General features: G+C 61.9%; 22 protein-coding genes. 5 read left to right on the top strand and 17 right to left on the bottom strand.

Annotation, left to right across the window (positions count from 1 at the left end):
• Positions 1–28: 28 nt before the first annotated feature.
• From atzF to QO005_RS10575, 10 genes are all read right to left on the bottom strand, one after another.
• Positions 29–1,843, bottom strand: a complete 1,815-nt coding sequence (gene atzF / locus QO005_RS10620; RefSeq protein WP_307157994.1) for an allophanate hydrolase — start codon at positions 1,841–1,843, stop codon at positions 29–31.
• 2 nt (positions 1,844–1,845) lie between these two features.
• Complete coding sequence (locus QO005_RS10615; protein WP_307157993.1) at positions 1,846–2,190, bottom strand: cupin domain-containing protein; 345 nt, start codon at positions 2,188–2,190, stop codon at positions 1,846–1,848.
• Entirely contained in the window at positions 2,183–2,851 is a 669-nt protein-coding gene (locus tag QO005_RS10610) for a cysteine hydrolase family protein (RefSeq protein ID WP_307157992.1), read from the bottom strand. Before QO005_RS10610 ends, QO005_RS10615 begins: the two co-directional genes overlap by 8 nt.
• On the bottom strand, positions 2,848–4,377 hold the full coding sequence (locus QO005_RS10605; protein WP_307157991.1) for an ABC transporter ATP-binding protein: 1,530 nt from the start codon (positions 4,375–4,377) through the stop codon (positions 2,848–2,850). Before QO005_RS10605 ends, QO005_RS10610 begins: the two co-directional genes overlap by 4 nt.
• Positions 4,374–5,435 carry a cyanuric acid amidohydrolase gene (gene atzD, locus QO005_RS10600; protein ID WP_307157990.1) on the bottom strand — a complete coding sequence of 354 codons (1,062 nt, stop codon included), beginning with the start codon at positions 5,433–5,435 and terminating at the stop codon, positions 4,374–4,376. Before atzD ends, QO005_RS10605 begins: the two co-directional genes overlap by 4 nt.
• Complete coding sequence (biuH, locus tag QO005_RS10595; protein ID WP_307157989.1) at positions 5,435–6,136, bottom strand: biuret amidohydrolase; 702 nt, start codon at positions 6,134–6,136, stop codon at positions 5,435–5,437. Before biuH ends, atzD begins: the two co-directional genes overlap by 1 nt.
• Before the next feature lie 8 nt (positions 6,137–6,144).
• Positions 6,145–7,161, bottom strand: coding sequence for a formamidase (locus tag QO005_RS10590; protein WP_307157988.1), 1,017 nt, complete (start codon positions 7,159–7,161; stop codon positions 6,145–6,147).
• An 11-nt stretch (positions 7,162–7,172) separates the two neighbouring features.
• The gene (locus QO005_RS10585) at positions 7,173–8,099 is read right to left on the bottom strand and encodes an ABC transporter permease (protein WP_307157987.1); all 927 of its coding nucleotides are present in this window, start codon (positions 8,097–8,099) and stop codon (positions 7,173–7,175) included.
• Entirely contained in the window at positions 8,099–9,244 is a 1,146-nt protein-coding gene (locus QO005_RS10580) for an ABC transporter permease (RefSeq protein ID WP_307157986.1), read from the bottom strand. Before QO005_RS10580 ends, QO005_RS10585 begins: the two co-directional genes overlap by 1 nt.
• 196 nt (positions 9,245–9,440) lie before the next feature.
• Positions 9,441–10,568, bottom strand: coding sequence for a BMP family ABC transporter substrate-binding protein (locus tag QO005_RS10575; RefSeq protein ID WP_307157985.1), 1,128 nt, complete (start codon positions 10,566–10,568; stop codon positions 9,441–9,443).
• A 295-nt stretch (positions 10,569–10,863) separates the two neighbouring features.
• On the opposite strand from QO005_RS10575, the gene QO005_RS10570 reads away from it, so the two are divergent.
• Positions 10,864–11,535, top strand: coding sequence for a GntR family transcriptional regulator (locus tag QO005_RS10570; protein ID WP_307157984.1), 672 nt, complete (start codon positions 10,864–10,866; stop codon positions 11,533–11,535).
• A gap of 19 nt (positions 11,536–11,554) precedes the next feature.
• Here QO005_RS10570 and lldD read toward each other — a convergent pair whose 3' ends face one another.
• The 7 genes from lldD to QO005_RS10535 form a co-directional block, all read right to left on the bottom strand.
• The gene (gene lldD / locus QO005_RS10565; protein ID WP_307157983.1) at positions 11,555–12,736 is read right to left on the bottom strand and encodes an FMN-dependent L-lactate dehydrogenase LldD; all 1,182 of its coding nucleotides are present in this window, start codon (positions 12,734–12,736) and stop codon (positions 11,555–11,557) included.
• Positions 12,733–13,485 (bottom strand): FCD domain-containing protein, encoded by a 753-nt coding sequence (locus QO005_RS10560; protein WP_307157982.1) that lies wholly within the window; start codon positions 13,483–13,485, stop codon positions 12,733–12,735. Before QO005_RS10560 ends, lldD begins: the two co-directional genes overlap by 4 nt.
• 134 nt (positions 13,486–13,619) lie before the next feature.
• On the bottom strand, positions 13,620–14,735 hold the full coding sequence (locus QO005_RS10555) for a glycerol dehydrogenase (protein ID WP_307157981.1): 1,116 nt from the start codon (positions 14,733–14,735) through the stop codon (positions 13,620–13,622).
• A 28-nt stretch (positions 14,736–14,763) separates the two neighbouring features.
• The gene (locus QO005_RS10550; RefSeq protein ID WP_307157980.1) at positions 14,764–15,561 is read right to left on the bottom strand and encodes an SDR family NAD(P)-dependent oxidoreductase; all 798 of its coding nucleotides are present in this window, start codon (positions 15,559–15,561) and stop codon (positions 14,764–14,766) included.
• A gap of 29 nt (positions 15,562–15,590) precedes the next feature.
• Entirely contained in the window at positions 15,591–17,159 is a 1,569-nt protein-coding gene (locus tag QO005_RS10545; protein WP_307157979.1) for a GMC family oxidoreductase, read from the bottom strand.
• Between the two features lie 44 nt (positions 17,160–17,203).
• Positions 17,204–18,736, bottom strand: a complete 1,533-nt coding sequence (locus tag QO005_RS10540) for a UxaA family hydrolase (RefSeq protein ID WP_307157978.1) — start codon at positions 18,734–18,736, stop codon at positions 17,204–17,206.
• The gene (locus QO005_RS10535) at positions 18,733–19,422 is read right to left on the bottom strand and encodes a GntR family transcriptional regulator (RefSeq protein ID WP_307157977.1); all 690 of its coding nucleotides are present in this window, start codon (positions 19,420–19,422) and stop codon (positions 18,733–18,735) included. Before QO005_RS10535 ends, QO005_RS10540 begins: the two co-directional genes overlap by 4 nt.
• 287 nt (positions 19,423–19,709) lie before the next feature.
• Between QO005_RS10535 and gbd the strand changes: the two genes are divergently transcribed.
• The 4 genes from gbd to QO005_RS10515 all read left to right on the top strand — a co-directional run bounded on the left by gbd (position 19,710) and on the right by QO005_RS10515 (position 24,448).
• Positions 19,710–20,822: a 4-hydroxybutyrate dehydrogenase gene (gbd, locus tag QO005_RS10530; protein ID WP_370878049.1), complete on the top strand. Its 1,113-nt coding sequence runs from the start codon at positions 19,710–19,712 to the stop codon at positions 20,820–20,822.
• A gap of 37 nt (positions 20,823–20,859) precedes the next feature.
• On the top strand, positions 20,860–21,897 hold the full coding sequence (locus QO005_RS10525) for a sugar ABC transporter substrate-binding protein (RefSeq protein ID WP_307157975.1): 1,038 nt from the start codon (positions 20,860–20,862) through the stop codon (positions 21,895–21,897).
• Positions 21,898–21,965: 68 nt separating this feature from the next.
• Positions 21,966–23,474, top strand: coding sequence for a sugar ABC transporter ATP-binding protein (locus tag QO005_RS10520; protein ID WP_307157974.1), 1,509 nt, complete (start codon positions 21,966–21,968; stop codon positions 23,472–23,474).
• A complete protein-coding gene (locus QO005_RS10515; RefSeq protein ID WP_307157973.1) occupies positions 23,471–24,448 on the top strand; it encodes an ABC transporter permease in 978 nt (325 codons plus the stop codon). The genes QO005_RS10520 and QO005_RS10515 overlap by 4 nt, the downstream gene beginning before the upstream one ends.
• Positions 24,449–24,460: the final 12 nt, after the last annotated feature.

The raw sequence follows: 24,460 nt of genomic DNA, 5'->3' as shown, positions 1-24,460 counted from the left end.
CGCGACATGCTGGGATAGAACAATGCTCCTATCCCTGCGAGGCTTTGCCCATCCAGGCCCGCCAACCGCCAAATTCCGTGATATCTATGGCATTTTCCAGCGCGGCGGGCTCCACCAGAAAGCCCTTGGCCTCAGTGCCGTCATCCAGCCGCAGCGTGCCGATGCACATGGGCGGTGGGATCATGTTGACGAAGCGGGCGAAATTGTCCGGCGTCAATTGCCAGATTTCGATATCGATGGCGGCTCCCTTGCCGCTCTCCGCACCCACATAAACCAGCCCCGGTTTGGCCGGTGTCTGATTGGCCAGCGCATGCAGCGTATAGGCAGGCGCAGTCTTGCCTGCACGCAGGAAGCGGGCGTTGAGATCGGTCAACTGCTTGTTGAGCGGCATGCCGGAGAGATGCGCACCGACGACGACAATCGGCAGCATCTCGGCATCAGCCACTGCTGCGGCAGGCGCGGGCTCAGGCAGCGGCCAGCCGGTGGCGCCCAGTTTGTCGCTTGTTGCCCGGTGCAGTTCATCACCTAGGGCTGCGGCAAGCCCATCCTTGCCAAAGGGCGCCAAGAGGGTGAGACTGGCGGGAAGGCCATCGGCCCGCGCGCCGGTCGGCACCGCGATGCCGCAGAGATCCAGCAGATTGACGAAGTTGGTATAGGTGCCAAGCCGCGAATTGGCGGCAATCGGCTCTGCCTCCAGATCCTTGAGCGTGTAATGGGTTGGGGCGGTGGGCACCACGATCAGATCGACGGAGGCGATCAGCGGCTGCAGCGCCTGTTTCAGCGCCTGAAGCCTGTAGAAACCGGCAAAGGCATCGGCGGCGGAAAGCGTTTTCGCGCCAGCGTAAATGGCGCGCGTGACGGGGTGAAAACTCTCCGGCTTTTCATCGAAAAACCCGCGCACGGCCTGATAGCGCTCCGCCACCCAGGCCCCTTCATAGAGAAGCTGTGCCACCTCGAAAAAGCCCTGGAAGGGCAGTTCCACAATTCGGTGTCCCATGGATTCCAAGCGCGCCAGGCTTTGCTCATAGCTTTCCTGCATGGCCAGATCGCCATAGAATTCCTGATCGGCCTTTGCCGGAACGCCAATGGTCAGCACGGGCGGCTTCACCATGGCGGGCCGCTGCGGCAGGGATCGGGAATAGGCATCCTGCGCATCCGCCCTGGCGGCACTATCGAAGACGGCAAAGGCATCGCCTGCCGAGAGCGCAAAGACCGACACGCAATCCAGCGTTCGACAGGCGGGCAAGACACCGGCGGTCGAAAGCGCCCCCACCGATGGCTTCAGCCCGACGATATTGTTGAGGCCCGCCGGAATGCGGCCGGAGCCCGCCGTATCGGTGCCAAGCGCGAAGGTTACCAGTCCCTGCGCCACCGCCACGGCGGAGCCGGAACTGGAACCACCCGGCACCAGATGCGGATACAGCGCATTGCGCGGCACCGGATAGGGGCTGCGCACGCCGACAAGACCGGTGGCGAACTGGTCGAGATTGGTCTTGCCGATCACCAGTGCCCCTGCCGCCTTCAGGAGCCGCACCACCGTGGCATCCTTGGCGGGCACCGTCGTAAAATCCGGGCAGGCGGCAGTGGTGGGCAGGCCCGCCACATCGATATTATCCTTCACGGCAAAGGGCAGGCCCCAAAGCGGCTTTTCCACCGGATCGAAGCTGCCGAGCGCTTGCGCCTCGGCCAGAAGCGCCTGCTTGTCGGCAAGGGTGATGAAAATGCCCGGATCGCCGACGGCTTCGAGGCGGGAAAAGACCTCCTCTACCATCTGTGCAGGGGTGAAGCCGCCAGCATAGGCGGCATGTAACGAGGCTTTGTCGAAGGCGGGGCTGAAGGGCATGATTATTCTTCCAAAATTTCCACGGGCCGATCCCACTGGATCAGCACGACGCAACCGTCCTCGCTCCAGACGGAATGTTCGCTGCCGGGGGCGTTGACGACGAAAGTCCCGGCAAAATAGCGGCCATCCTCATCGGACTGGCTGCCATCCAGCACCAATATCGTTTCAAGACCGGGATGGCGATGGCGCGGCACGGCAGCGCCCGCCTCATATTTCAGCAGGGCAGTGCCGGGCCTTTCACCCTCGAAGCGGCTGATCCAGTGGATCGTCACGCCCGTGCGGAAGGGCTCGAACACCAAGGACTTCCAGCCCCCGACCGTCAGATCGTCTCTTACTGTTTCAGGCATGGGTGAACCCCTCCATGAGGTCATCGAGATGGGCCGTCCAGCCAACGATCCCGCCCTGGGCGCGGATCATCTCCAGGGTGGCCTGTTTGAATTCGGGAAAATAGGAGGCCGTCGCCTCTTCCACGAGCAGGCATTCGAAGCCGCGATCATTGGCCTCGCGCATGGTGGTCTGCACGCAAACCTCCGTGGTCACGCCCGCGAAGATCAGCTGGGTAATGCCCTTTTCCTTCAGGATGCTGCCGAGATCGGTGGCGTAGAACGCCCCCTTGCCTGGCTTTTCGATCACCACCTCGCCGGCAATCGGCTGCAATTCCGGCAGGATATCCGTACCCGGCTCGCCCGCGATCAGAATGCGCCCCATCGGCCCCTGATCGCCGATGCGAAGGCGCGGCGTGCCGCGATTGCGTTTGGCCTCCGGCAGATCGGACAGGTCCGGCCGATGGCATTCCATGGTGTGAATGATAGGAAGACCCGCCTGACGGCAAGCCTCCAGCAGACGCCGCACATCCGGCACGATGGTCTGGACCCGGCGGACATCATTGCCCAGCGTTTCACCGAAACCACCGGCCTCGGTGAAATCGCGCTGCATATCGATAACGATCAGCGCGGCCTGCTCGCGCCGGAAGGGAAAATCGAAAGGCTCAGCCTTGATGCCGCTCATGCCGCATGTCCTGCCATATGGGCGCCGATCACGGAAAGATCCGCACCGCGCGCCGGGGTTTCATAGACCAGCCGCCCTTCCGACATCACCAGAATGCGGTCGGAAAGCTCCATCAACTCATCCAGATCCTCGGAAAACAAAAGCACGGCGGCGCCGCTGTTGCGGGCCTTCATGATGCGCGCCCGGATCTCCGCGACGGCGGAAAAATCCAGCCCGAAACAGGGATTGGAGACGATCAGCACATCCACCTCCCCCGTCAGCTCCCGCGCCAGCACGGCGCGCTGCACATTGCCGCCGGAAAGAGCGGCAATCGGTGTTTCCAGCGAAGCGGTTTTGACCTTGAAGGCGGCAACGAGCTCGCCCGCGCGGCGGCGCATCTCCTTGCGGTTCAGCCAGAGGCGGGCCTTGCCCCTGGGCGTCACATCGAAGCTGCGGAAGCTCAGATTTTCCGCCACCGACATCTTGCCCGCACAGGCATTCTGCAACGGTTCTTCCGGAATGAAGCCGAGACGCGCGATGCGGCTTTCCGCCCGCGTTGCACCATAGGGCCGGTCCTTGACCAGAACCGTGCCGGCCTCCAGCCGCCGCTGCCCGGCCAGCACTTCCGCCAGTTCCTTCTGGCCATTGCCGGAAATCCCGGCAATGCCGACAATCTCCCCGGCGCGCACCGTCAGCCTGTCCACCTCGATGGTCTTGAGGCCGCTGCGGTCACGGGCCTTGACGTTCTGAAGGTCGATCAAGGCGGGGGCTTGCGGCTTCACCGGCAAACGGCTGTCGAGTTCGGCCAGCATCACATTGCCGATCATCATCCCGGCCATCTCTTTTGGCGAAAGCTCGGCGGTGGTGCCGCTGCCCACCAGCCGCCCCCGGCGCAGCACGGAAACATGGTCGGCGAATTTCATCACCTCGTGGAATTTGTGGGAGATCATCAGCACGGTGAGATCGCCCCTCTCCGTCATGCCGCGCACCAGCCCCAGCATGTCATCGGCCTCGGCAGGAGTCAGCACCGAAGTCGGCTCGTCGAGGATCAGAAACCGCCGCCCGAGATAAAGCTGGCGAATGATTTCGAGCTTCTGTTTTTCCCCCGCCGAAAGTTCACGCACCGGGCGGTCCAGCGGAATGGGAAAAGGCATGCCGCGCATGAAATCCGCAAGCGCTGCCCGCTCACGCGGCCAGTCGATCATGGCGGACACGTCATTGCGGCTGATGACAAGGTTTTCCGCACCGGTCAGCGAGGGCACCAGGGTGAAATGCTGGTAGACCATGCCAAGCCCAAGGGCTGCGGCATCGCGCGGGGTCTGGATCTCCACCTCCCGGTCCTCCACCAGCAACTGGCCGGAGGTGGGGCGGTAAAAGCCCATAATGCATTTGACGAGGGTGGATTTGCCAGCGCCATTTTCTCCGAGCAGCGCATGGAAAGACCCCGCCCTCACCTTGATGGAGACATCGTCCAGCGCGGTGAAACTGCCGAAACGCATGGTCATGGCCGCGGTTTCGATGCCGAGGGCTGCTGCGTTTTCCGTCATGGCCTCTCCTCCCTTTCGATGATGATGGCCACCGGCCCGCCGCCGGGCGGGCCCTGATGCTCCGCCCCGCCGGAGACATAGAGCATGGTGTCTGCGAACAGCCCGGCCAGCACCCCGCCGACAAAGGCGCGGGCATGGCGGGTGGAGGCAATGTCGGAATCATCCAGCATGGTATGGCGCGCCCCGCGCACCGCACCGGAGGGCGAGGCTTCCGCCTTGGCCAGCACAGCGGCAAGCCGCCCCTGGGGCAGACGGGCCAGTGCCTGCCTTATCCCGGCGGTATCGATGCAATCGGCCATCACCGCATGGTCCATGGCGAAGGGGCCGGACCAGCGCGGGCTCATACCGAGCACCACGATTTCATGATCGAACAGTTCCACCCCGGCGGAGGTGGAGGCACGCCCGGAATAGAGCGTGAAATCGACGCCAATCGCCTCATCGCTTAAAGTGGCAAGATCGAGTTCACAGAGCGCCACCGCTACGCCCAGTGCGGACGCGGCACGGGAAAGTCCCATGGATTTCAGCGTATCGCCCACCGCCACCGTCTTGCCGCGCGCCTTGGCATCGCCGATGCGGGCGGAGGTGAGAAGCGGGCATTTGATCTGGACGAAATGCACATCCTCCGGCTTCTCGATCCCCGCATCGCGCATGGCCGCCCGCACGCCCTCAGCCACCAGCGCCACCTGCTCACGCCGTCCCAGATGCTCGGGCGGCATGTCAGGGGTGCGCGAAACGCCCACCGCCAATGCCGATCCCCTCGGCTCGTCCGCCACCTCGTGGCGGGCAAACACCGTCCAATGCGGCGAAAGCGCCCCTTCGGTGCCGCCGGACATGACAATGGAAACCCCTTCCACCCCGTGCCGCTCGAAGAAGCGCTGGAAGGTGGCGGTGGCAAAGCCACGGGTAAAATCATTGACGCAGCCATTGCCTTCGGTCTTGCCGAGCACGGCGACGATGGATGCCGGATCGAGCCCGGCTTCAATCAGCGCTTCCAGGCCCGAAAGGTCATCGGGAGCGGAGGCGGCAATACGGTGGACACTGGCGCGCAACGAGACCATCAGGGCAGCGCCTTAATCAGCGCCGCGGAATTCGACACCGCGCCGAACACGCCGCCCTGCATCTTGACCATCTTGATAGCGGCCAGATGGTTGCCGTAATCGGTCGCGCCGCAGCAATCCTCCAGCAGCAGGCATTCGAAGCCGCGATCATTGGCCTCGCGCATGGTGGTGTGCACGCAGACATCGGTGGTGATGCCGGTGAGGATGATGTTCTGGATGCGCTTCTGGTTGAGGATCAGTTCCAGATCGGTGGCGCAGAACGAGCCCTTGCCGGGCTTGTCGATGATCGTCTCGCCTTCGAGCGGCTTCAATTCATCGATGATGTCCCAGCCCGGTTCGCCGCGCACCAGAATGCGTCCGCAGGGGCCGGCATCGCCGATACCCGCCTTGATGCGCTGCGAGCGCCAGCGCTTGTTGGCCGGCAGATCGGCAAGATCGGGCCGGTGGCCTTCGCGCGTATGAATGATGTGGTAACCCTTGGCGCGCATGGCGGCCAGCACCGCCTTGATCGGCTCGATGGGCGCGCGCACCAGCGACAGGTCATAGCCCATATGGTCGACATAGCCGCCGGGGCCGCAGAAATCCGTCTGCATGTCGATGATGATCAGCGCCGTATTGTCCGGCCGGAACTGGCCATTATAGGGCCAGGGATAGGGATCGGCATCGAGCGTGTGAAACGTCTGTTCGGTCATCATATCCATGATCTTTCTTATTCCGCAGCGGATTTGGCCGGGTCGGCATAGAGACGGGCCGGCTTTTCAAAACCGCAGACCGTGCCATCGGTGATCTTGACGCCCTCTTCCCAGGGCAGGCGATAGCGGCCCGCCACGAGGTCGTGCATATAGGTGTAAGGCGCATCCTGCGCCCCGCCGGCCACGGCGACATAACCGCGATGGCCAAACTGGTAGATGTTGTTTTCCACGCCCCAGCCGAGGCGCGCCTCGCGCACCAGATCGGGCCTCACCTCTGCCGTGATGATCTCATCGGGGCGACCGCTGGTGCCGTGGGCGATGATCGATCCGTCGAAATTGCAGATCATCCCCTCGCCCATGCTGTCGAACGTGCCGTCGGAGCCCGACATGCAGACATTGGCGGTGACCATCAGATTGCAAAAGGCGTTGGACTGGTTGGTGAAGCGCCAGGCTTCGCGGATCGGGGCGGTATAGCCTGCGGTGCGGATCATGATTTCCGCGCCCTTATAGGCGCATTCGCGCGCCATTTCCGGGAACATGCCGTCATGGCAGATAATCAGCGCGATCTTGGCGCCCTTTGGCCCGGTGATAACGGGGATACCGGTATTGCCCGGCTCCCAGGGCTCCACCGGTACCCAGGGGTGCATCTTGCGGTAATAGAGTTTCAGTTCGCCCTGATCGTCGATGATGATGCCGGAATTATAGGGCATGCCATCGGGATTATATTCCATGATGGAGAAGCAGCCCCAGATGCGGTTTTCCCGGCAGGCGGCCTTGAAGGCGGCCACTTCCGGCCCATCGAGACGGCACATGATCTCCGGATTGATGTCCATGGACAGGCCGTGCAGCATGTATTCGGGAAAGACCACCAGATCCATGCCCGGCTGGTTGCGCCGCGCCTTGCCGACCAGTTCCACGACGCGCGCCGTCTGGCGGGCGAGATCCTCCTTCGTCACCGTATTCGGCAATTGCAACTGTACGAGGCCGATGCCGACGCCGTTCTCCGATTTGTTCAATCCGCCCAATCCGTTCATGGGTCTCTCCCTTATTTGGCCAGTGACAATTCTTCCGGCGCGCCCGACAGGCGCTGCTCCGGCGAGGAGGTGGCAATGAGGATGATCAGGGTCAGCACGTAAGGTGCTGCGTAGAAAAGATAATAGCCTTCGGTGACACCGACCGATTGCAGCGCCGGACCCAGCGCCCCCGCGCCACCGAACAGTAGCGAGGCCAGGAGGCAGCCCTTGGGGTTCCAGCGGGCGAAGATCACCAGCGCCACAGCCATCAATCCTTGTCCGGAGGAAATGCGCTCATTCCAGGAGCCTGGATAATAGAGCGAAAGATAGGCCCCGCCGACCGCGGCGAAAGCCCCACCGACAGCCGTTGCCAAAAGCCGCACGCGGTCGGGATTGATGCCCATGGCGCGGGCGGCATCGGAACTGTCACCTACCACGCGCAGGATCAGACCGGGCCGGGTGTTCTTCAGCATCCAGGCGATGACGAAGGTCAGCCCGATGCCGATCAGAAACAGCACATTGATATTCAGCGCCGAGCGGATCTGCGGCAGCGACGACCAGAAGCCAAGTTCGATGGCGGGAAGCTTGGGCGCGACCGGCTGGATGAAGGATTTGCCGAGGAAGAAGGCAAGCCCCAGCCCGAACTGCATCATGGCGATGCCGATGGCGATATCGTTGACCTTGGGAAACCGGCAGATGAACCCATGAACGAGGCCGAAAGCCGCACCCGCCAGCATGGCCGCCAGCACGCCTGCCCAGGGCGAGCCGGTCATCACCGCCACGGCATAGGCGGACATGGCCCCGAAGACCAGCGTGCCTTCCAGCCCGAGATTGATACGGCCCGAGCGCTCCGTCAGCGTCTCGCCCAGGGACACAAAAATGAAAGGGGTGGAGACACGGATGGCACCTGCCAGAATGGCAAGCGGCACGCCCCAGAGCCCGAGTGCGGTATCGTCCATCAGCGCGCCTCCCTTGCCATGCGGTTGGCGGCCCAGAGTTCCGGATTGAACAGCTTGAAGCGGCCATAAAGCGTTTCACAGAAGAGCACGGCGATGAACAGCGTGCCTTGGAGCACCAGCACGCTGGCATCCGGCAGACCCAACCGCCGCTGGATCAGCCCGCCTGCCGCCGTAATGCCGCCGAGCAGGATGGCGACGGGAATGATGGCCAGCGGATTTTGCCGGGCAAGAAAGGCCACCAGAATGCCGGTATAGCCATAGCCCGCCACCAGCGCGCCATTGGCGCTGCCCTGCACGGCGGCCACTTCCAGCATGCCGGCAAGCCCGGCAAAGGCGCCCGCCAGAAAGGTAAAGCCGATGATGAGCCGCCCGACCGGCAGCCCCTGCACCTGGGCTGCCCGCATATTGCCGCCCGCGATCCGGGCCGAAAAGCCAATGGTCGTACGTTCCATCAGGATAAAGGCCAGCACACAGGCGATAATGCCGACGCCAAAGCCCCAATGCACATCCATGCCCGGCATCTTGCCGATCATCGCCTCGCCCGGCAGCGGTGCGGTGGACGGCTTGTTGAGGCTTGCCGGATCGCGCAGCGGCCCTTCGATCAGATGGTTCATGAGCGCGATGCCGATATAGGTGAGCAGCAGCGAGGAGATGGTTTCATTGACACCGCGCCTGTGCTTGAGCGCTCCGGCGAGACCGATCCAGAGCCCCGCCACCAGCATGCCCGCCAGAGCCATGGCGACCCACAGCACCCCGTTGCCGACATGGCCCATCAGCGGCAGCGCGGCGGCAGATGCCGCCAGTCCGCCCAGCACCAGGGCCCCCTCGCCACCGATGATGACAAGGCCAAGCCGTGCGGGAAGCGCCACGCAGAGCGCCGTCAGCAGCAGAGGTGCTGCCCGGCTCATGGTGTTTTGCAGCGAAAACCAGCTGCCAAACCCGCCGGCATAGATCAACTGCACGAACTGCACCGGCGACTTGCCCAAGACCAGCAGGAAGAGGCTGAACAGCCCCATTCCCGCCAGAACCGCCAGCAGCGTGATTGCCAGCGGCTCGCCCCGGCGGGCCGCAAGCTCCAGAAACAGGCCCGCCCTGCCGGGTGACGCCGGCAGGACAGGTGCGGATCTGATAAGATCATCGGCCATGGGCACGCCTTCCCTTAAAGCAATTCCGGCAAACCGCGTAGAACAGGTTTGCTGGAATTGCGTAAAAACAAGAAGTGAGAACAGTTTATACCAAGGCTCGAAGATGCCTTTGAAAAATTCGAATATCCCAAATGAATCAATGACTTGAGATATTCGAAAAAGGAATACGAACTGCCATCTTCAATGACACTTCGTATTAACCGGCGGAGCCGATCACACCTTCGACGAGATAGTTCATGCTTTCCAACTCGATCGAGGTTTCGGTGTAGTTGGTGCCCGCCGGGATGACGACATTGCCCTTGTTATCCTTCTGGCCGCCCTTGAAGACCGAAAAATCGCCGCCCTTCATGGCGGCAAGCGTGGCCTCGAACTTGCTCTTGGCCTCTGCCGAGACGGCGGGACCGAGCGGGCTCATCTTGACGAAGCCGTCTTTCAGGCCGCCGCGCACGAAATTGCCGAGCGGCTGGCCCGCCTGCATCTTCTTGACGAAATCGGTATAGACATTGCCCCAGGCCCATTCCGCGCCGGTCAGATATTTTTCCGGCGCCAGCGGCGACTGATTGGCGTGATAACCGCAGACGAAAGCACCGCGACCGGCAGCGGTCTGCACCACCACCTTGGGGCTGTCCACATGGCAGGTGATGACATCCGCGCCCTGATCCACCAGCGCATTGGTGGCCTCCGCTTCCTTGACGGCCAGCGACCATTCGCCGGTGAAGATCACCTGGCAGGTGATGGAGGGATCGACCGAACGCGCGCCCAGCAGGAAGGCATTGATATTCTGCACCACCTGCGGAATGGGCTTTGCCGCCACGAAACCGATCTTCTTGCTCTTCGTGGCATAGGCAGCGGCAATACCGTTCAGATACTGGCCCTGGAAGATATAGCCGAAATAGGATCCGGCATTGGCCGGGTGCTTGTCCTTCTGCCACAGCCCGCCGCAATGACGGAACTGGATGTCGGGATATTTCTTCGCCATGGCAATGACATGGGGGTCGAAATAGCCGAAGGAGGTGGGAAAGAGCAGCGTCGCGCCGTCCAGATTGATCATCGATTCCATCGTCTTCTGGACATCGACGGTTTCCGGCACATTCTCTTCTTCCACCACGGTCACGCCGGACAGCGCCTTGACGGCGGCCGCACCCTCGGCATGGGCCTGGTTATAGCCGTAATCGTCCTTCGGACCGACATAGATGAAGCCGACCGTCAGCGAGCCCGCCGCCAGCGCCGGGCTGCGGGAAAGGCCGTAAAGCGCCAGCGCCGAGGCGCCGGTTGCGGCGGTTTGCAGAAATTGTCTACGGGATGCGGCAGGCAGTTTGGACATGGCTGTTCCCTTGTTTTGAAATCACCGACTCAGAGCGGCTCTCAGGAAAAGTGCATGCAATCAGCGTGCCAGTACATTTTCAGGGTATTTGCAAAACGGTTTCGGACGTGATTTTCGCGTCCATGCTCAAAGTGCATGCAGTTATTGATGCTTTTTGCTGTTATTTAAGGCAGAAAAATGCTTGAAAGAGCGCCGATCTCGCCGATTGCATGCAGGCAGAATTTTGCACTGGAGAATTCCCGTCGCGCTGTTTTTAGGCTAAAGTCAGCCAAAGTGTATGCAAATCAGGCAGATTATGAAACAGACGCGGGAACTGGTCAGGACCGGCGACACGGTAGAGCAGATGGTGCGGGCCATTGCCGATCTCATTGTGGACGGCGCCTTGCAGCCGGGCGACAAGCTGGACGAGGCAGGGCTTGCCGCGCGCTTCGACGTGTCGCGCACGCCGGTGCGGGAAGCGCTCAGGCAATTATGCGCCATGGGGCTCGTGGAGCGCCCGCCAAACAAAAGCGCCATCGTCACCACCGTCTCGGATGCCTTCCTGACCTCGATGTTCGAGGCGATGGCAGAGCTGGAGAGCATCTGCGCCCGGCTTGCTGCCGAGCGCATGACCATTCGAGAGCGGCTGGACCTGCAGGAGGCGCACAAGGCCTCGCAGCAGCTCATCAAGGCGGGTGACACGGAAGCCTATGCGCTGTTCAATGTGGAATTTCACAACCGGCTCTATAACGGCGCACGCAATGCCCATATCCAGAGCATGGTGACGCAGACCAGGGCGCGGCTTTCGCCGTTCCGCCGTGCCCAATTTCGCCTGGAAGGCCGCCTCGATCATTCCTGGAAAGAGCATGGCCGCATTGTCGACGCCATTCTCTGCGGCGACGGCCAGGGGGCCGCAAGCGCGGCCTATAGCCATGTCTCCATTGTCGGCGCCGCCAGCATCGTCTTTGCCCGGCATGAGGAAGGATAGCTCTCAGGGGCTCTCTGTTTTACGTGTTTCCGGACGGAAAACCGGTTTCCACTTTTCCTGGAAACACTCCAGATACCAGATTATCCGAGGTGATCTCGGCAATCGAGCGGGCCCCCGTCAGCGTCATCGCAACGCGCATTTCCTTGGCGAAGATGTCGAGCAGATTTTCCACGCCCGCCTGACCCGCCGTTGCAAGCGCATAGAGGAAGGCACGGCCAATCAGCACGCCGTCGGCCCCACGGGCAATCATCCGCACCACATCAAGCCCGGAACGGATGCCGGAATCGGCCATAATGGTCATATCCCCCTTCACCGCATCGGCAATCGCGGGCAGCGCTCTGACCGATGACAATACGCCATCGAGCTGACGGCCCCCGTGATTGGAAACCACGATACCATCGGCCCCCAGCCGCACGGCATCGCGGGCATCGTCCGGATCGAGAATGCCCTTGATGATCATCGGCCCCTTCCAGAAATCCCGGATCCATTCCAGGTCCTTCCAGCCGATGGAGGGGTCGAAATTCGCCCCCAGCCAGCCGATGTAATCGGCGAGATTGGTCGGCTCGCCGCGATAGGCCGAAATATTGCCAAGATCGTGCGGACGCCCAAGCAGCCCGACATCGAGAGCCCAGCGCGGATGCATCATCGCCTGGACAATGCGCCGGGCCGGGGCATTCGGTCCCGACATGCCGGCATGGGCATCGCGGTAGCGCGCGCCCGGCACGGGCATGTCCACCGTAAACACCAGCTTGCGCACGCCAGCCGCCCAGGCCCGCTCCAGCGCGTTTTTCATGAAGCCACGGTCGCGCAGCACATAGAGCTGAAACCAGATGGGCCGATCCACCTTGCCCTGCACTTCCTCGATGGAGCAGACGGAAACGGTGGAGAGTGTCAGCGAAATGCCCTTGTTCGCCGCAGCCCGCGCTGCCTGCACCTCGCCGCGGCGGGCATACATGCCGGTGAGACCGACCGGCGCCAACACCACCGGCATGGCAAGCTTTTCCCCGAAAAGCGTGGTGGAGAGGTCGACCTCGCCAACACTCTTCAGCACCCGTTGGCGCAGCGCCTGCTCGGAAAGCTCCTGCACATTGCTGCGCAGCGTATGCTCGGCATAGGCGCCGCCATCGGCATAGTGAAACAGGAAGGGCGGCAGGCGGCGGCGCGCCGCCTCGCGGTAATCGGTGGCGGAGGAAATGATCATGATGGGGTGGTCTCCTGAAAATCGGAACGGGTCAGTGCCGCGCGCGCCCGCTTCTGCCGCGCAAGCCCGTCCTCGATGGCTTTTAAACTGTCTTCGACAAACTGAAGATGATCGATGGCCGCGCGCCGGGCCGCCTCGGCCTCACCGGCCAGCACGGCCTCGGCGATGCTCCGATGCTGGCGTTCCAGCGCCGCGATCAGATCCGGCTGGCGGTAAAGCCGCAGCAGGCTTTCGGCAATGCTCTGCCGCAAAAGCCCGGCAAGCCCGGCCACGATCTGGCGCAGTACGATGTTGTGTGACGCTTCGGCAAGAACCCGGTGAAATCCGGCATCGGCCAGCGCCTGCCGGGCCGGATCGTCACCGGCCTCTGCCATGGCGACCAATGCCGAACGGATCTGCTGCCGGTTCGCCTCGGTGGCGCGCTGCGCCGCGTAATAAGCGGCATCGCCATCCAGCGATTTGCGAATTTCCATGACATCGCGCCAATAGCCAGCCTCACCTTCCAAGAGCGGCAAGAGCGGCAGCAAGGCCCTGTCCAGCGCGCCCGGCTCCTCGGGCGTTGCAACGAAGGTGCCGCCGCCCTGGCGGCTTTTGAGGACGCCCCGGCTGATCAACGTCTGGATCGCCTCCCGCAGCCTGGAACGCGATGCGCCGAAGTCCACAGCAAGCTGTCGCTCCGGCGGCAGGCGATCTCCCGGCGCAAGCCCGCGCTCGGCAATCAAAGCCTCGATTTTTTCGGCAAGAGACAAAGACGGGCGCTCCGGTGATGTAGAATTGGTCGTACCAAATCTCAAACAGGAGCGCAATATCACCTTTTGCGTCGAATAGAATTGTGTAAACCGGATATTGGTAGGACCAATACCCGGTTTAGGAGCAGGATCATTCAGCCTCGGCGGCTCTTCGCCCGCTCTTCAGCCAGGGTGCTGGCCGTCCAGATGCAATCCGCCACCAATTGCGGCGTCAGTGTCACCGGAACGGAATGGATAACGCTTTTCGGATCGAGCGCGATTTCACCCACCTTCAGCAATTCTTCCGCTGTGACCTTCTCCAGGCCGAGATCGGCAAGGGTCGTTGGCAGGCCGATATCCTGGCAAAAATCGATGGCTTCGTGAATTTCATCGAGCGGACGGTTTTCCAGCACCAGCAGGCCGATAATGCCGAAGGCGACCTTTTCGCCGTGGAAAAAGTGATGCGTCGGTTCCAGCACGGTCAGCGCATCGTGGATGCCATGGGCACCGGAAACGCCGCAGTTTTCAAAGCCCAGACCACTCAGCAGCGTGTTGGCTTCGATGATGTTTTCCACCGCCTGCGTCAGCTTGCCATCGCGGGCGGCAGCAAAGGCTGCACGTCCGTCGCGCATCAGCACCTCATGGCAGCGCCGGGCAATGGCCGCACCTGCCGCCGTGGTGACATAGCCATCGCCGATATAATTGTTAGAGCGGCTTTCGAAATTCGAGCGGGCCTCATACCAGGTGGAGAGCGCATCGCCCATGCCGGAAACAAGGAAGCGCACCGGGGCCTTGATGATCAACTGGCTGTCCACCAGCACGACATCGGGATTGCGTCCGCAGCGAATGACGCGATCATAGACACCATCTTCGCTATAGATCACCCCCAGCGCACTTGTCGGCGAATCTGTCGAGGCGATGGTTGGCACGGTTGCGGTGCGTGCGCCCAGAGAAAGTGCGGAAATCTTGGCGGTATCCAGCGCCTTGCCGCCGCCGATGCCGATGACGACGCCCGCCTCCGCCGTTTTGCCTTCGGCAACCGTGCGGCTCACCTCCTTGTCGGAGGATTCCCCGCCAAATTTCACGAAGTGGCTTTTGACGCCATGGGCTTTCAGATTGGCCTCTACCCGGGGACGCAATGTCTCCCAGAAAAACGCATCGATTACGATCAGAGCCGATGTGGCCAAGGGCGCAATATAGAGCCCGATGTCATCGATGACGCCCGGCCCCTGCACGTAACGCAACGGCCCGCCATATCCTCGTGCGGTCATGGTCTTCCTCCTTCTTTGTCAGTGCGGATCAACGTAGCGTCAGGCCGCCATCGATGGTGATCACTTCGCCGGTGGTGAACGATCCGGCATTGCTGGCGAGATAGACAACGGAACCGGCAAGCTCCTCCACCGTTCCGATCCGGTTCTGCACTGCCCCCTTTTCCCAGTAATTGGCCACAACATCGGGATGCTCGCGCAGCACCTCATCCGTCAGTTCGGTGCGAATATAGCCGGGCGCGATGGCGTTGACGCGCACATTATGCTCCGCCCATTCCGTCGCCAGTGCCTTGGTCAGCATATGGACGCCCGCCTTGGAGACATTATAGGCGGCATGGCGGAAGGGCCAGTTGACGATCCGGCCCGACATCGAGCCGATATTGATAATCGAACCGCTCTTTTGCGCAATCATCCGCCGCCCGACATGTTTGGAGACGAGAAACACTCCGTCGAGATTAACCGCCATGGTCTGCCGCCACTGGTCGAGGCTGCACTCTTCGGCAGACGCGGGCAGCACGATCCCGGCATTGTTGATGAGGATATCGATGCGCCCGAAGCGGTCCATGACCGCCTGCGTCATGCGCTCCACCTCGGCTTCATCCGAGACATCGGCCTGAAGGGCAAAACTGTCGCGGCCCTCAGCCTTGATGGCGTTTGCCACCTCTTCGGCACGGTTGAGCGTGGAGCGGACCACGATGGCAACATCGGCCCCATGGGCGGCCAGCGCCTCAGCCAGAGCCTTGCCAATGCCGCGCGAGCCGCCGGTAACGATGGCCTTGCGGCCGGTGAGATCAAACAGGCGGCGGTAATCCGTGGCCGTGTCGGGCATGTTGTTTCCTCCCTGGACTGTCGGTGAATTCAGGCTGCCGTCGGCGAAGCCTGGGGTGCGGCTGAAACGGTTTCACCCCAGCGGGCGAGAATATGTTCGGCGGTGCGCTGCGCCTGCGCCACAATGGTCAGCGAGGGATTGACCGCCGTCGAGGACGGCAGGAAAGACGCATCGACGACATAGAGATTATCGATATCCCAGACCTTGCAATGTGGGTCCAGCACCGAGCTTTCCGGCGTCTTGCCGAAACGGGCCGTGCCGCATTGATGCATGGACACCTTGATATCCATCTTGTTGGTGATGATCAGCGGATAGCCGAGCGAACGCATGATCCGCGACCAGACCTTCACCAGTTCATTGTGGGATTTGAGATTGTTGGCCGTGTAGCTGAGGCGAATCCTGCCATCGGGATCGACGGTGACGCGATTGTTCGGATCGGGAAGGTCTTCCGACATCAGCCACCAATCCACGCTGCGGTCGGCAAAGCTCGACATCAGCCATTCCGGCGCCCAGGCGGCACTGGCCGTCAGCATGCCGCCCTGCAATTTGCCCAGCCCCTGCACATTGCCGAGCGGATAGGGCTTTTCGCTGTTGGCGAGGTAGAAATCATTGATCGCCATCGACTTCTGGAAGACGACACGGTTCTTCTTGAAGGGCGAGATTGCCATCATCGCCGTATTGTTGTGGGCCATATAATTGCGGCCCAGCTGGTCGGACATATTGTTGCCGAGACCGCGCTTGTGGGCATCATTGGCTGAACGCAGAAGAAGGGCCGCCGAATTGATGGCACCGGCGCTGGAGACGAAAAGATCGGCCTCCACCACCTGCGTCTCACCCTGATGGGTCAGCTCGACACCGGTGACACGCTTGCCGGTCGGATCTGTCAGCAGGCGATGCACGAAGGTTTCGGTGATCAGCTCGATCCTGCCCTTGGCTTTGGCAAGCGCCGGATTGACGAGCCGCACTTCCGCATCGCCCTTGGCGCCCAGCTTGCAGGCAAAGCCGTCGCAGGTGCGACAGCGGATACAACTGCCGCCCTGATGATAATCGATGGCAATCGGCAGTGGGAAAGGATGTAAGCCCTTTTCCTTCAGTTTCTTTTCGAAGAAGGCGATTTCCGGCTCGTGGCCAATGGCCGGATGCGGCATGGGGCCGGAGCGCGGCGGCTCGGTCGGATCAAGCCCCGCCGTGCCATGGGTGCCCATCAGCCGCTCGGCGATGGCGTAATAGGGTTCGAACGCATCATAGGAGACGGGCCACGCCGGAGCCACGCCACCCTCATGCTGAAGGTCTTCAAAATCTTCGCGTCGAAAGCGTAAGGTCGCCGCCCCAAAGAACTTGCTGTTGCCGCCGACATAATAATAGGTGCTGGGGTTGAAAAGCGCGCCGTCCTTGTCGCGCCATTCTTCCTTGGTGGCATATTTTTTCTTGTGGAAGACCGCATCGACGCTCCAGTTGTCGTCCTCGCGCGGCAAGCGCGGCCCGCGCTCGATCATCAGAATATTGCGGCCCGTTTCCGCCAGCCGATTGGCAAGCGCTCCGCCGCCGACGCCGGCGCCTACGATGATCACATCGTAAAATCTCTTCAAATCCGTCATGTCTCTCTCCCGTGCCTGAATACCCTTCCTCCGAAAGGCACTCCTCACATGATCGCGCCCACCTGCCAGGGTACGAATTCGTTATCGCCGTAATTGTAGATCTCGCTCAGCGTCCGCTCGCCCGAGGCTGTGGCTATGATGGCCTCGAAGATGCGCGTGCCGACCTCTTCCACCGTCTCGTCGCCGGTGACGATAGTGCCGCAATTCAGGTCCATATCCTCCTGCATGCGCTCATACATCGGCGTGTTGGTGGCCAGTTTCAGCGACGGCGCGGGCTTGAATCCCGAGACCGAGCCACGTCCCGTGGTGAAGCAGATGACATTGCAGCCGCCCGCCACCTGCCCCGTCACGGCAATCGGATCGTAGCCGGGCGTGTCCATGAACACGAAACCGCTCTCGGTGATGCGCTCGGCATATTCATAGACGGCGTTGAGTCGTGTCGTGCCGCCCTTGGCGACGGCGCCCAGCGACTTTTCCAGAATCGTGGTGAGGCCGCCCGCCTTGTTGCCGTGGGAGGGATTGTTGTTCAGTTCCGCCTGGCCGCGTTCGGCGTAATCGCGCCACCATTCGATCCGCTGGAGAAGCTTTTCCGCCACCTCCGGGCTCCTGGCCCGGCGGGTCAGAAGATGTTCGGCGCCATAGATCTCCGGCGTTTCCGCCAGACAGGCCGTGCCGCCATGGCTGACCAGAAGATCGGCGGCATAGCCCAGCGCCGGATTGGCGGAAATGCCGGAATAGCCGTCCGATCCGCCACATTCCAGCGCCAGCTTGAGCTTGGACACCGGCTGCGGCGTCCGGGTAAGCGCGTTGACAGCCGGCAACATGGCATCGATGGCGGCAATGGCCGCTTCGATGGATTTGCGTGTGCCCCCTGTGGCCTGAATGGTCAGCGTATGAAAGCGCTCTCCCTCCTTCAAGCCGTGAGCCGTGAGCAGCGCCGGGATCTGGTTGGTCTCGCAGCCAAGGCCGATCATCACCACGCCGCCGACATTGGCATGGGTGGCATAACCGGCCAGCGTGCGGGTGAGATAGCGATAGCCTTCCGCCGCCGTATTGATGGCGCAGCCGCCAGCATGGGTGAGCGCAATGACCCCATCGACATTGGGAAAAGCGTCCAGCCGCCCCGGCAGCGCGTAATGCTGCGCCACCGCCTTGGCCACGGTGGCCGAACAGTTCACCGATGAGACGATGGCAATGTAATTGCGTGTTCCGGCCTCGCCATTCAAGCGTTCGTAGCCCATGAAAAGGGCGGACTCGGAAACCATGACCGGCTCATGCGCATCCACACAGAATTCATGGGCCAGTTCCACATCGCGCATCGCCATGTTCTGGGTATGGACATGATCCCCCACGGCAATGTCGCTGACGGCAAAGCCGATGATCTGGCCATATTTGATCACGGCATCGCCCGCTTTCAGCGCGGCAATGGCCACCTTGTGTCCTTGGGGTATACGCCCGGTGAGCGCTGCGCCGCCCAGCTCCGGCAGGGTAACGGGCTCGAGCGTCAGGCGCGCCACCGCAACATTGTCGCGCGCATTCAGGCGCAAGAGCGGCGATGACGCCGAGTAGACGGTCATGGTGCATCCTTTCTGTCGAAGAGGGCGCCCTGGTCCTCGTACATCCGGGCCATGACGGCGAAGGACGTGTCGAGGTGGATGCGCATGGCGAGTTCCGCCTGATCGGCGTTGCGGTTGGCAAGCGCCCGTACGATCGTATCGTGCTGCTCGGTGACGACAGCCAGGTGACCCGGCACAGGGGCGCTCAGCTGGCGCATGCGGTCCAGATGCACCTTGGCGAGCGTGATGAATTTCCAGATGCGCGGATAGCCGCTGATCCCGGCAATGGCGCTATGAAAGGCGTCATCGCAATCGAGGTAATGGTCGAGCTGGTTGCTGTCGAGAATGGCCTGCATGTCCCCGATCAACACCTTGAGGCGCGCCACATCGGCATCGGTGACATTGGCGACAGCCTTGCGAACGCTCTCGATCTCCAGCGCCCGGCGGATGATGAACCCTTCTTCCGCCACCGTGAAGGAAATGCGGCTCACATAGGTGCCCGAATGCGGGAAGATATCGACGAGCCCCTCGTCTGCCAGCTTCTGCAAGGCTTCGCGCACCGGTGTGCGCGATACGCCGAACTCCGCGCAGAGATCTTTCTCGGAGATCACCGCGCCCGGCGCCATCTCTAGATGCACAATGGCTTGGCGCAACAACCAATATATTTGCTCAGCCTTTGGAATCGCCTTGGTTTTTTCCGCGCTCATATGGAACCTATGTAAATCAGCAATTTAGATGCTCAAGAAGAAGTTTTTACGACCCTGTTGACAGTCGATTGATGATCTGCCTTATATAACTCATATATTAGTTCACGGCGCAAGGGAAATTTTTAAGCCGCTTTCGTGAACAGGAGGATGGCCGGGGTGGCGAGGAGGCTGGCCCGTCCAAAGGCAACTTCAAACGCATGAGATTCCGAGCCCGACAGGGCGTGCCCGGCTGCATCGGCAGCCATCAGGGCAGGTGGATCGACTGCAAAATGACGAGCACAGACGATATGGCGACCATCAATTACCTCACCCGAATTGAATTCGACGCGGGCTCGATCGCGCGGCTGCCCGCGCTTCTGGCAGAGCTTCAGGTGAGAAATCCTCTGATCGCCACGGACAAGGGCCTGGTTTCCACCGGCCTCGTGGACAGGGTGCTGGGCCTCTTTCCCGTACCGCCGGTGGTGTTCGACGGCACACCGGCCAATCCGACCGAAGAAGCGGTGATGGCCGCGCATCGTCTTTACAAGGCGGAAGGCTGTGACGGCATCGTCGGGCTGGGCGGCGGCTCCTCGCTCGACCTTGCCAAGGCCGTCCGCCTTCTCACCGGCCACGCCGCGCCGCTGGCGCAATATACGGCCGTTTCCGGCGGGGCCGCGAAGATCCACGGCAAGATCTGCCCGATGATTGCCGTTCCCACCACGTCCGGCACCGGCTCGGAAGTGGGCCGCGCCAGCGTCATCATTACGGCGGAAGGCCGCAAGCTCGGCATCCTGAGCGGCCACATGCTGCCCTCGATTGCGCTCTGCGATCCGGAGCTGACCTATGGCCTGCCGCCCTTCCTCACCGCCGCCACCGGCATGGATGCGCTGTCCCACTGTCTGGAAACCTACATGGGTCCCTCCGTTAATCCGCCTGCCGATGCCATTGCGCTGGACGGGCTGAAGCGCGGCTTTCCCGCCCTTCGCAAGGCCGTTGCCAACGGACAGGACCATCAGGCGCGCTGGGACATGATGATGGCCGCACTGGAAGGGGCCATGGCCTTTCAAAAGGGGCTGGGGGCCGTGCATGCGCTCACCCACCCGCTCGGCGCCATCCGCGAGCTCAACCTGCATCACGGCACGCTGAATGCGGTGCTGATGCCCGCTGTGCTGCACTTCAACCGCCCGGTGATCGGCGCGAAATGGGATGTGATGGCGGAGATTCTGGGGGGACCGCCGGACGAGGTCATGGCCGCGCTCAACAAGGATCTCGGCATGCCGTCTGGCCTCACCGCCATGGGCGTGACCGAGGCGATGATGGAAAAGGTCTCCGGCGAGGCGCTGAAGGACCATTGCCACGCCACCAATCCAAGGCTCGCCAGCCAGGAAGACTACCTGATGCTCTTGAAAGAATCGGCCTGAAGGCCCGCCACGACCATAACCAGAGGGAGGAATAACCATGACTGAATTCGAGGAAACCAAAGACCGCGCCCGCTTCATGGGTGAGATGAAACTGACCCGCCGCGGGGTCTTGAGCGCCGGTGCGGCCATAACGGTGGCTGCCGCGCTGAGCAAGCCGCGCCTTGCCGGTGCCGAAGACCTGAAATTCTGTGCGTCTCTTGGCTGGACAGTCTGGGAATCGGGCCGCCACATCGTCAATGGCTACAAGGATGCCGTGGCAAAGCTCGGCGGCACGCTGACCATTGCCGATGCCAATTACGACATCAAGAAACAGGCCGACCAGATCGCCGCCTTCGTGGCGTCCAAACCCGCCGCCATCTTCATCACCCCTGCCGATGCGGCAGCCATTTCCCCTGCGGTGCAGGCCGCCGTTGCCTCCGGCATTCCGATCTTCTGCGGCGACAGCTATGTGCCGAACACCACCGTCACCTCCACCGCCATGTCGAACAATTTCGGCCTGGGTGCAGCGGGCGCGGAATATATTGCCAAGCGGCTGAACGGCAAGGGACAGGTGGCACTGGTCAGCCTGCCCTCCAACGAATCCTGGGACCAGCGCACGCTGGGCGCGAAATCGGTCTTCAACCGCTTCCCGGACATCAAGATCGCCTCGGAAATTGCCTTTGCGCTGGGCGGCACGACAACGCCGCGTCAGGTCGTGGACAATATTCTCACCGCCAATCCCGATTTGAACGCCATCTGGTGCGCCTGGGATGGGGCGGCGTCCGAGGGAACGCTTGCCATCCGTGCGGCGGGCAAAAAGGTCTTCATCACCGGCATCGACGGAGGCCGCCAGTCCTTCGAATATATCAAGGCCGGATCGCCCTTTGCCATGACCATGGCCCAGAGCTTCTACGAAATGGCCTATATGAACGCCTTCTACGCCCATGAAGTGGTGGCGGGCCGCAAGGCGCCGCGCTTCGTCATCACACCCTCCTATGCGGTGACGCAAGACAGCCTGAAGGACCTGAAAGACTTGCCCGACAATTACGATCAGCCCGGCGAGGCGATCAAACTTGGCTGGCAACGCGCTCTATAATCCGAAGGAAGGCAGGCCGCAATCGGCCTGCCTGTTCTATCATGCATGCAGAAAGGTCGGTGCGGGATATGGCAGCCATTCTCGACATGAAGGGCATCGAAAAGCAGTTCGGCGTGGTCAAGGCGCTGGACACTGTGGATTTTTCACTGGAAGCCGGGGAAATCCATGCTCTTCTCGGCATCAATGGCGCGGGCAAGTCGACGCTGATCAAGATCCTTTCCGGCGTCTACACCAAGGATGCGGGAGAGATCGTCATTGCGGGCGAAAGCGTGGAGCTTGGCACGCCCGCCGCCGCCATTGCCTGTGGCATCGCCTCGGTGCAGCAGCACCCCGAACTGGTGGATGATTTCACCGGCATCGAAAACATCTTTCTTGGTCAGGAAGCGCCGCAGACGGGACTTGCTCGCCGGATCGACCGCAAGGCATTGAAGCGACAGGCCGAACAATTGCTGAAACGCTTTCCCATCGAGATCGATCTTGACCGGCGTGTCGGCGAAATGCCCGCCGTGGACCGGGAAATCGTTGCCATCCTGCATGCGCTGAGCCGCGAGCACATTCGCATCCTGATCCTCGATGAGCCGACATCGACCCTCACCGAACGCGAAAAGACCTCGCTCTTCGGCCTGATGCGGCAGTTGAAGGCGGCGGGCATTGCCATCATCTACATCACCCACCGGCTTGAGGAGGTCTTCGAGATCGGCGACCGTTTCACGGTGTTCCGGGCCGGAAAGCGGGTCACGACGCTGACCTGTCACGAGGCGCGGGTCAGCCGCATTTCCATTCCGGAACTGATGCTGGATGAAAAGCCCGGCGATATCTTCCCTCCCAAGGCGAAGAGCGCCGCAGGGGAAGCCCTTCTGGACGTGCGGGGCATGCAGCGTCCCGGACTGTTTTCAGATGTCAGCTTCACCCTGCGGCGGGGCGAAATTCTCGGTATCTTCGGGCTGGTCGGCTCCGGTGCGGACGAGTTGTCCAAGGCGCTGTTCGGCGTCATCCATCCGCAAGCCGGAACGATCACCCTCAAGGGCGTGCCGGTGAAACTGAAGGACCCGCATGATGCCTTGCGCAAGGGCATCTTCCTTGTTCCCGGCGACCGTCGGACGGAAGGTTTGACGCTGTCTCGCGATGTCATCTTCAACATGACGCTGGCGCACTTAAGCAAGGCGTCCTTCCTTGGCGGCCTGTTCCGCTTCGGCTCAAGCCGCAAGACTTCGGCGGAGCTTGCCCAACGGGTGGCGCTCCATCCGATGACACTGGACCGCCCGGCCAGCGCCTTTTCCGGCGGCAATCAGCAGAAGATCGTCATCGCCAAGGGTCTCTACCGCGACGCAGACATCTATATCTTCGTGGAACCGACGGTCGGCGTCGATATCGGCGCCCGCGCCACGCTCTATGCGTTGATGCGGGAACTGTCGGCGCACGCGGGCGTGCTGGTGATCTCGTCCGATTGCGACGAGGTGCATGGCGTCGCCGACCGGATGATCGCGCTCTACAAGGGCCGCCCCGTTTCCGTTCCGGATCAGAGGCCAAGCCGCGACCAGCTTCTTTCCGCCGGCATCATGGGAGCACGCGCATGACGGGTCTGAAATCCTCTCCGCTTGCCCTGCGGCTTGCCGCCTTCCTTGTGCTTCTCGGCCTGATCGCGACGGTCTTCCAGTCGTTCGCGCCCGCCTATCTCAGCGAGAACAATCTGCATGCCCTGCTGCGCCACATGTCGGTGAACGGCTTGACGGCGATCGGGCTGACCTTCGTCATCGTCGTGCGCCATTTCGACCTCTCCTTTCCCGGCGTTGCCTCGCTCGGCGCGATGACGCTGGGCTGGATGCTGGCCAATGACTATACGCTGATGCAAAGTGTTGCGGGCGGCATCGGCATCGGGCTTGCCGCCGGGCTGATCAATGGCAGCGTGATTTCCTACCTGCGCCTGCCGGATATCGTCACCACCATCGCCACCGGCGGCGTGGCGGTCGGTCTCTCCTATTTCTACAGCAACGGCACGTCGATTTCGGAAAACTTCTTCATGTCGGGCATTCTCGACCTGAACGATTCCAAATTCCTCTCGCTCGACATGCCGGTGGTCATTCTACTGGCCACGGCCATCCTCGCCTTCATCGTTCTGCATTGCACCCGCTTTGGCCGCGCCTTCTATGCAACCGGTGAAAACCGCCGCTCGGCGCTGTTTTCCGGCATTCGCGTCAAGGCCTATGTGCTCACCGCTTTCGGATTGTGCGGGGCGCTGGCCTGTCTTGCCATCACGCTGCTGGTTGCCTCTTCCGGGGCCGCCAATGTGACGGCGGGCAACCAGTTGATGATGCCGGCCTTCGCCGCCGTTTATCTGGGGGCTGCCCTCTTCGGCGCGCCGTCCATTCCGGCAACGCTCGCAGGAACGCTGCTGATGTCGGCCATGCTGAACGGCTTCACCCTGCTGGCCATTCCTTATTACTATAGCGATGCCATCGTCAGCACCGTCCTGATCCTGGCGATCGGAATTTTCGACCCGAAACTCACGACGCTGCTGGGCGACCTGTTCAGCCGCAAACCGGCACGCTGATGGAGAAGGGGA

Source organism: Allorhizobium paknamense, assembly GCF_030815125.1.
GTDB classification, from domain to species: domain Bacteria; phylum Pseudomonadota; class Alphaproteobacteria; order Rhizobiales; family Rhizobiaceae; genus Allorhizobium; species Allorhizobium paknamense.
Note: the sequence above shows the minus strand (reverse complement) of the source record. Positions and strands in the feature narration are given on the sequence as shown.

Excerpts from the sequence above, each read along its gene's own strand:
- atzF (WP_307157994.1), bottom strand. The coding sequence starts at position 1,843 with ATGCCCTTCAGCCCCGCCTTCGACAAAGCCTCGTTACATGCCGCCTAT.
- QO005_RS10615 (WP_307157993.1), bottom strand. The coding sequence starts at position 2,190 with ATGCCTGAAACAGTAAGAGACGATCTGACGGTCGGGGGCTGGAAGTCC.
- QO005_RS10610 (WP_307157992.1), bottom strand. The coding sequence starts at position 2,851 with ATGAGCGGCATCAAGGCTGAGCCTTTCGATTTTCCCTTCCGGCGCGAG.
- QO005_RS10605 (WP_307157991.1), bottom strand. The coding sequence starts at position 4,377 with ATGACGGAAAACGCAGCAGCCCTCGGCATCGAAACCGCGGCCATGACC.
- atzD (WP_307157990.1), bottom strand. The coding sequence starts at position 5,435 with ATGGTCTCGTTGCGCGCCAGTGTCCACCGTATTGCCGCCTCCGCTCCC.
- biuH (WP_307157989.1), bottom strand. The coding sequence starts at position 6,136 with ATGGATATGATGACCGAACAGACGTTTCACACGCTCGATGCCGATCCC.
- QO005_RS10590 (WP_307157988.1), bottom strand. The coding sequence starts at position 7,161 with ATGAACGGATTGGGCGGATTGAACAAATCGGAGAACGGCGTCGGCATC.
- QO005_RS10585 (WP_307157987.1), bottom strand. The coding sequence starts at position 8,099 with ATGGACGATACCGCACTCGGGCTCTGGGGCGTGCCGCTTGCCATTCTG.
- QO005_RS10580 (WP_307157986.1), bottom strand. The coding sequence starts at position 9,244 with ATGGCCGATGATCTTATCAGATCCGCACCTGTCCTGCCGGCGTCACCC.
- QO005_RS10575 (WP_307157985.1), bottom strand. The coding sequence starts at position 10,568 with ATGTCCAAACTGCCTGCCGCATCCCGTAGACAATTTCTGCAAACCGCC.
- QO005_RS10570 (WP_307157984.1), top strand. The coding sequence starts at position 10,864 with ATGAAACAGACGCGGGAACTGGTCAGGACCGGCGACACGGTAGAGCAG.
- lldD (WP_307157983.1), bottom strand. The coding sequence starts at position 12,736 with ATGATCATTTCCTCCGCCACCGATTACCGCGAGGCGGCGCGCCGCCGC.
- QO005_RS10555 (WP_307157981.1), bottom strand. The coding sequence starts at position 14,735 with ATGACCGCACGAGGATATGGCGGGCCGTTGCGTTACGTGCAGGGGCCG.
- QO005_RS10550 (WP_307157980.1), bottom strand. The coding sequence starts at position 15,561 with ATGCCCGACACGGCCACGGATTACCGCCGCCTGTTTGATCTCACCGGC.
- QO005_RS10545 (WP_307157979.1), bottom strand. The coding sequence starts at position 17,159 with ATGACGGATTTGAAGAGATTTTACGATGTGATCATCGTAGGCGCCGGC.
- QO005_RS10540 (WP_307157978.1), bottom strand. The coding sequence starts at position 18,736 with ATGACCGTCTACTCGGCGTCATCGCCGCTCTTGCGCCTGAATGCGCGC.
- QO005_RS10535 (WP_307157977.1), bottom strand. The coding sequence starts at position 19,422 with ATGAGCGCGGAAAAAACCAAGGCGATTCCAAAGGCTGAGCAAATATAT.
- gbd (WP_370878049.1), top strand. The coding sequence starts at position 19,710 with ATGGCGACCATCAATTACCTCACCCGAATTGAATTCGACGCGGGCTCG.
- QO005_RS10525 (WP_307157975.1), top strand. The coding sequence starts at position 20,860 with ATGACTGAATTCGAGGAAACCAAAGACCGCGCCCGCTTCATGGGTGAG.
- QO005_RS10520 (WP_307157974.1), top strand. The coding sequence starts at position 21,966 with ATGGCAGCCATTCTCGACATGAAGGGCATCGAAAAGCAGTTCGGCGTG.
- QO005_RS10515 (WP_307157973.1), top strand. The coding sequence starts at position 23,471 with ATGACGGGTCTGAAATCCTCTCCGCTTGCCCTGCGGCTTGCCGCCTTC.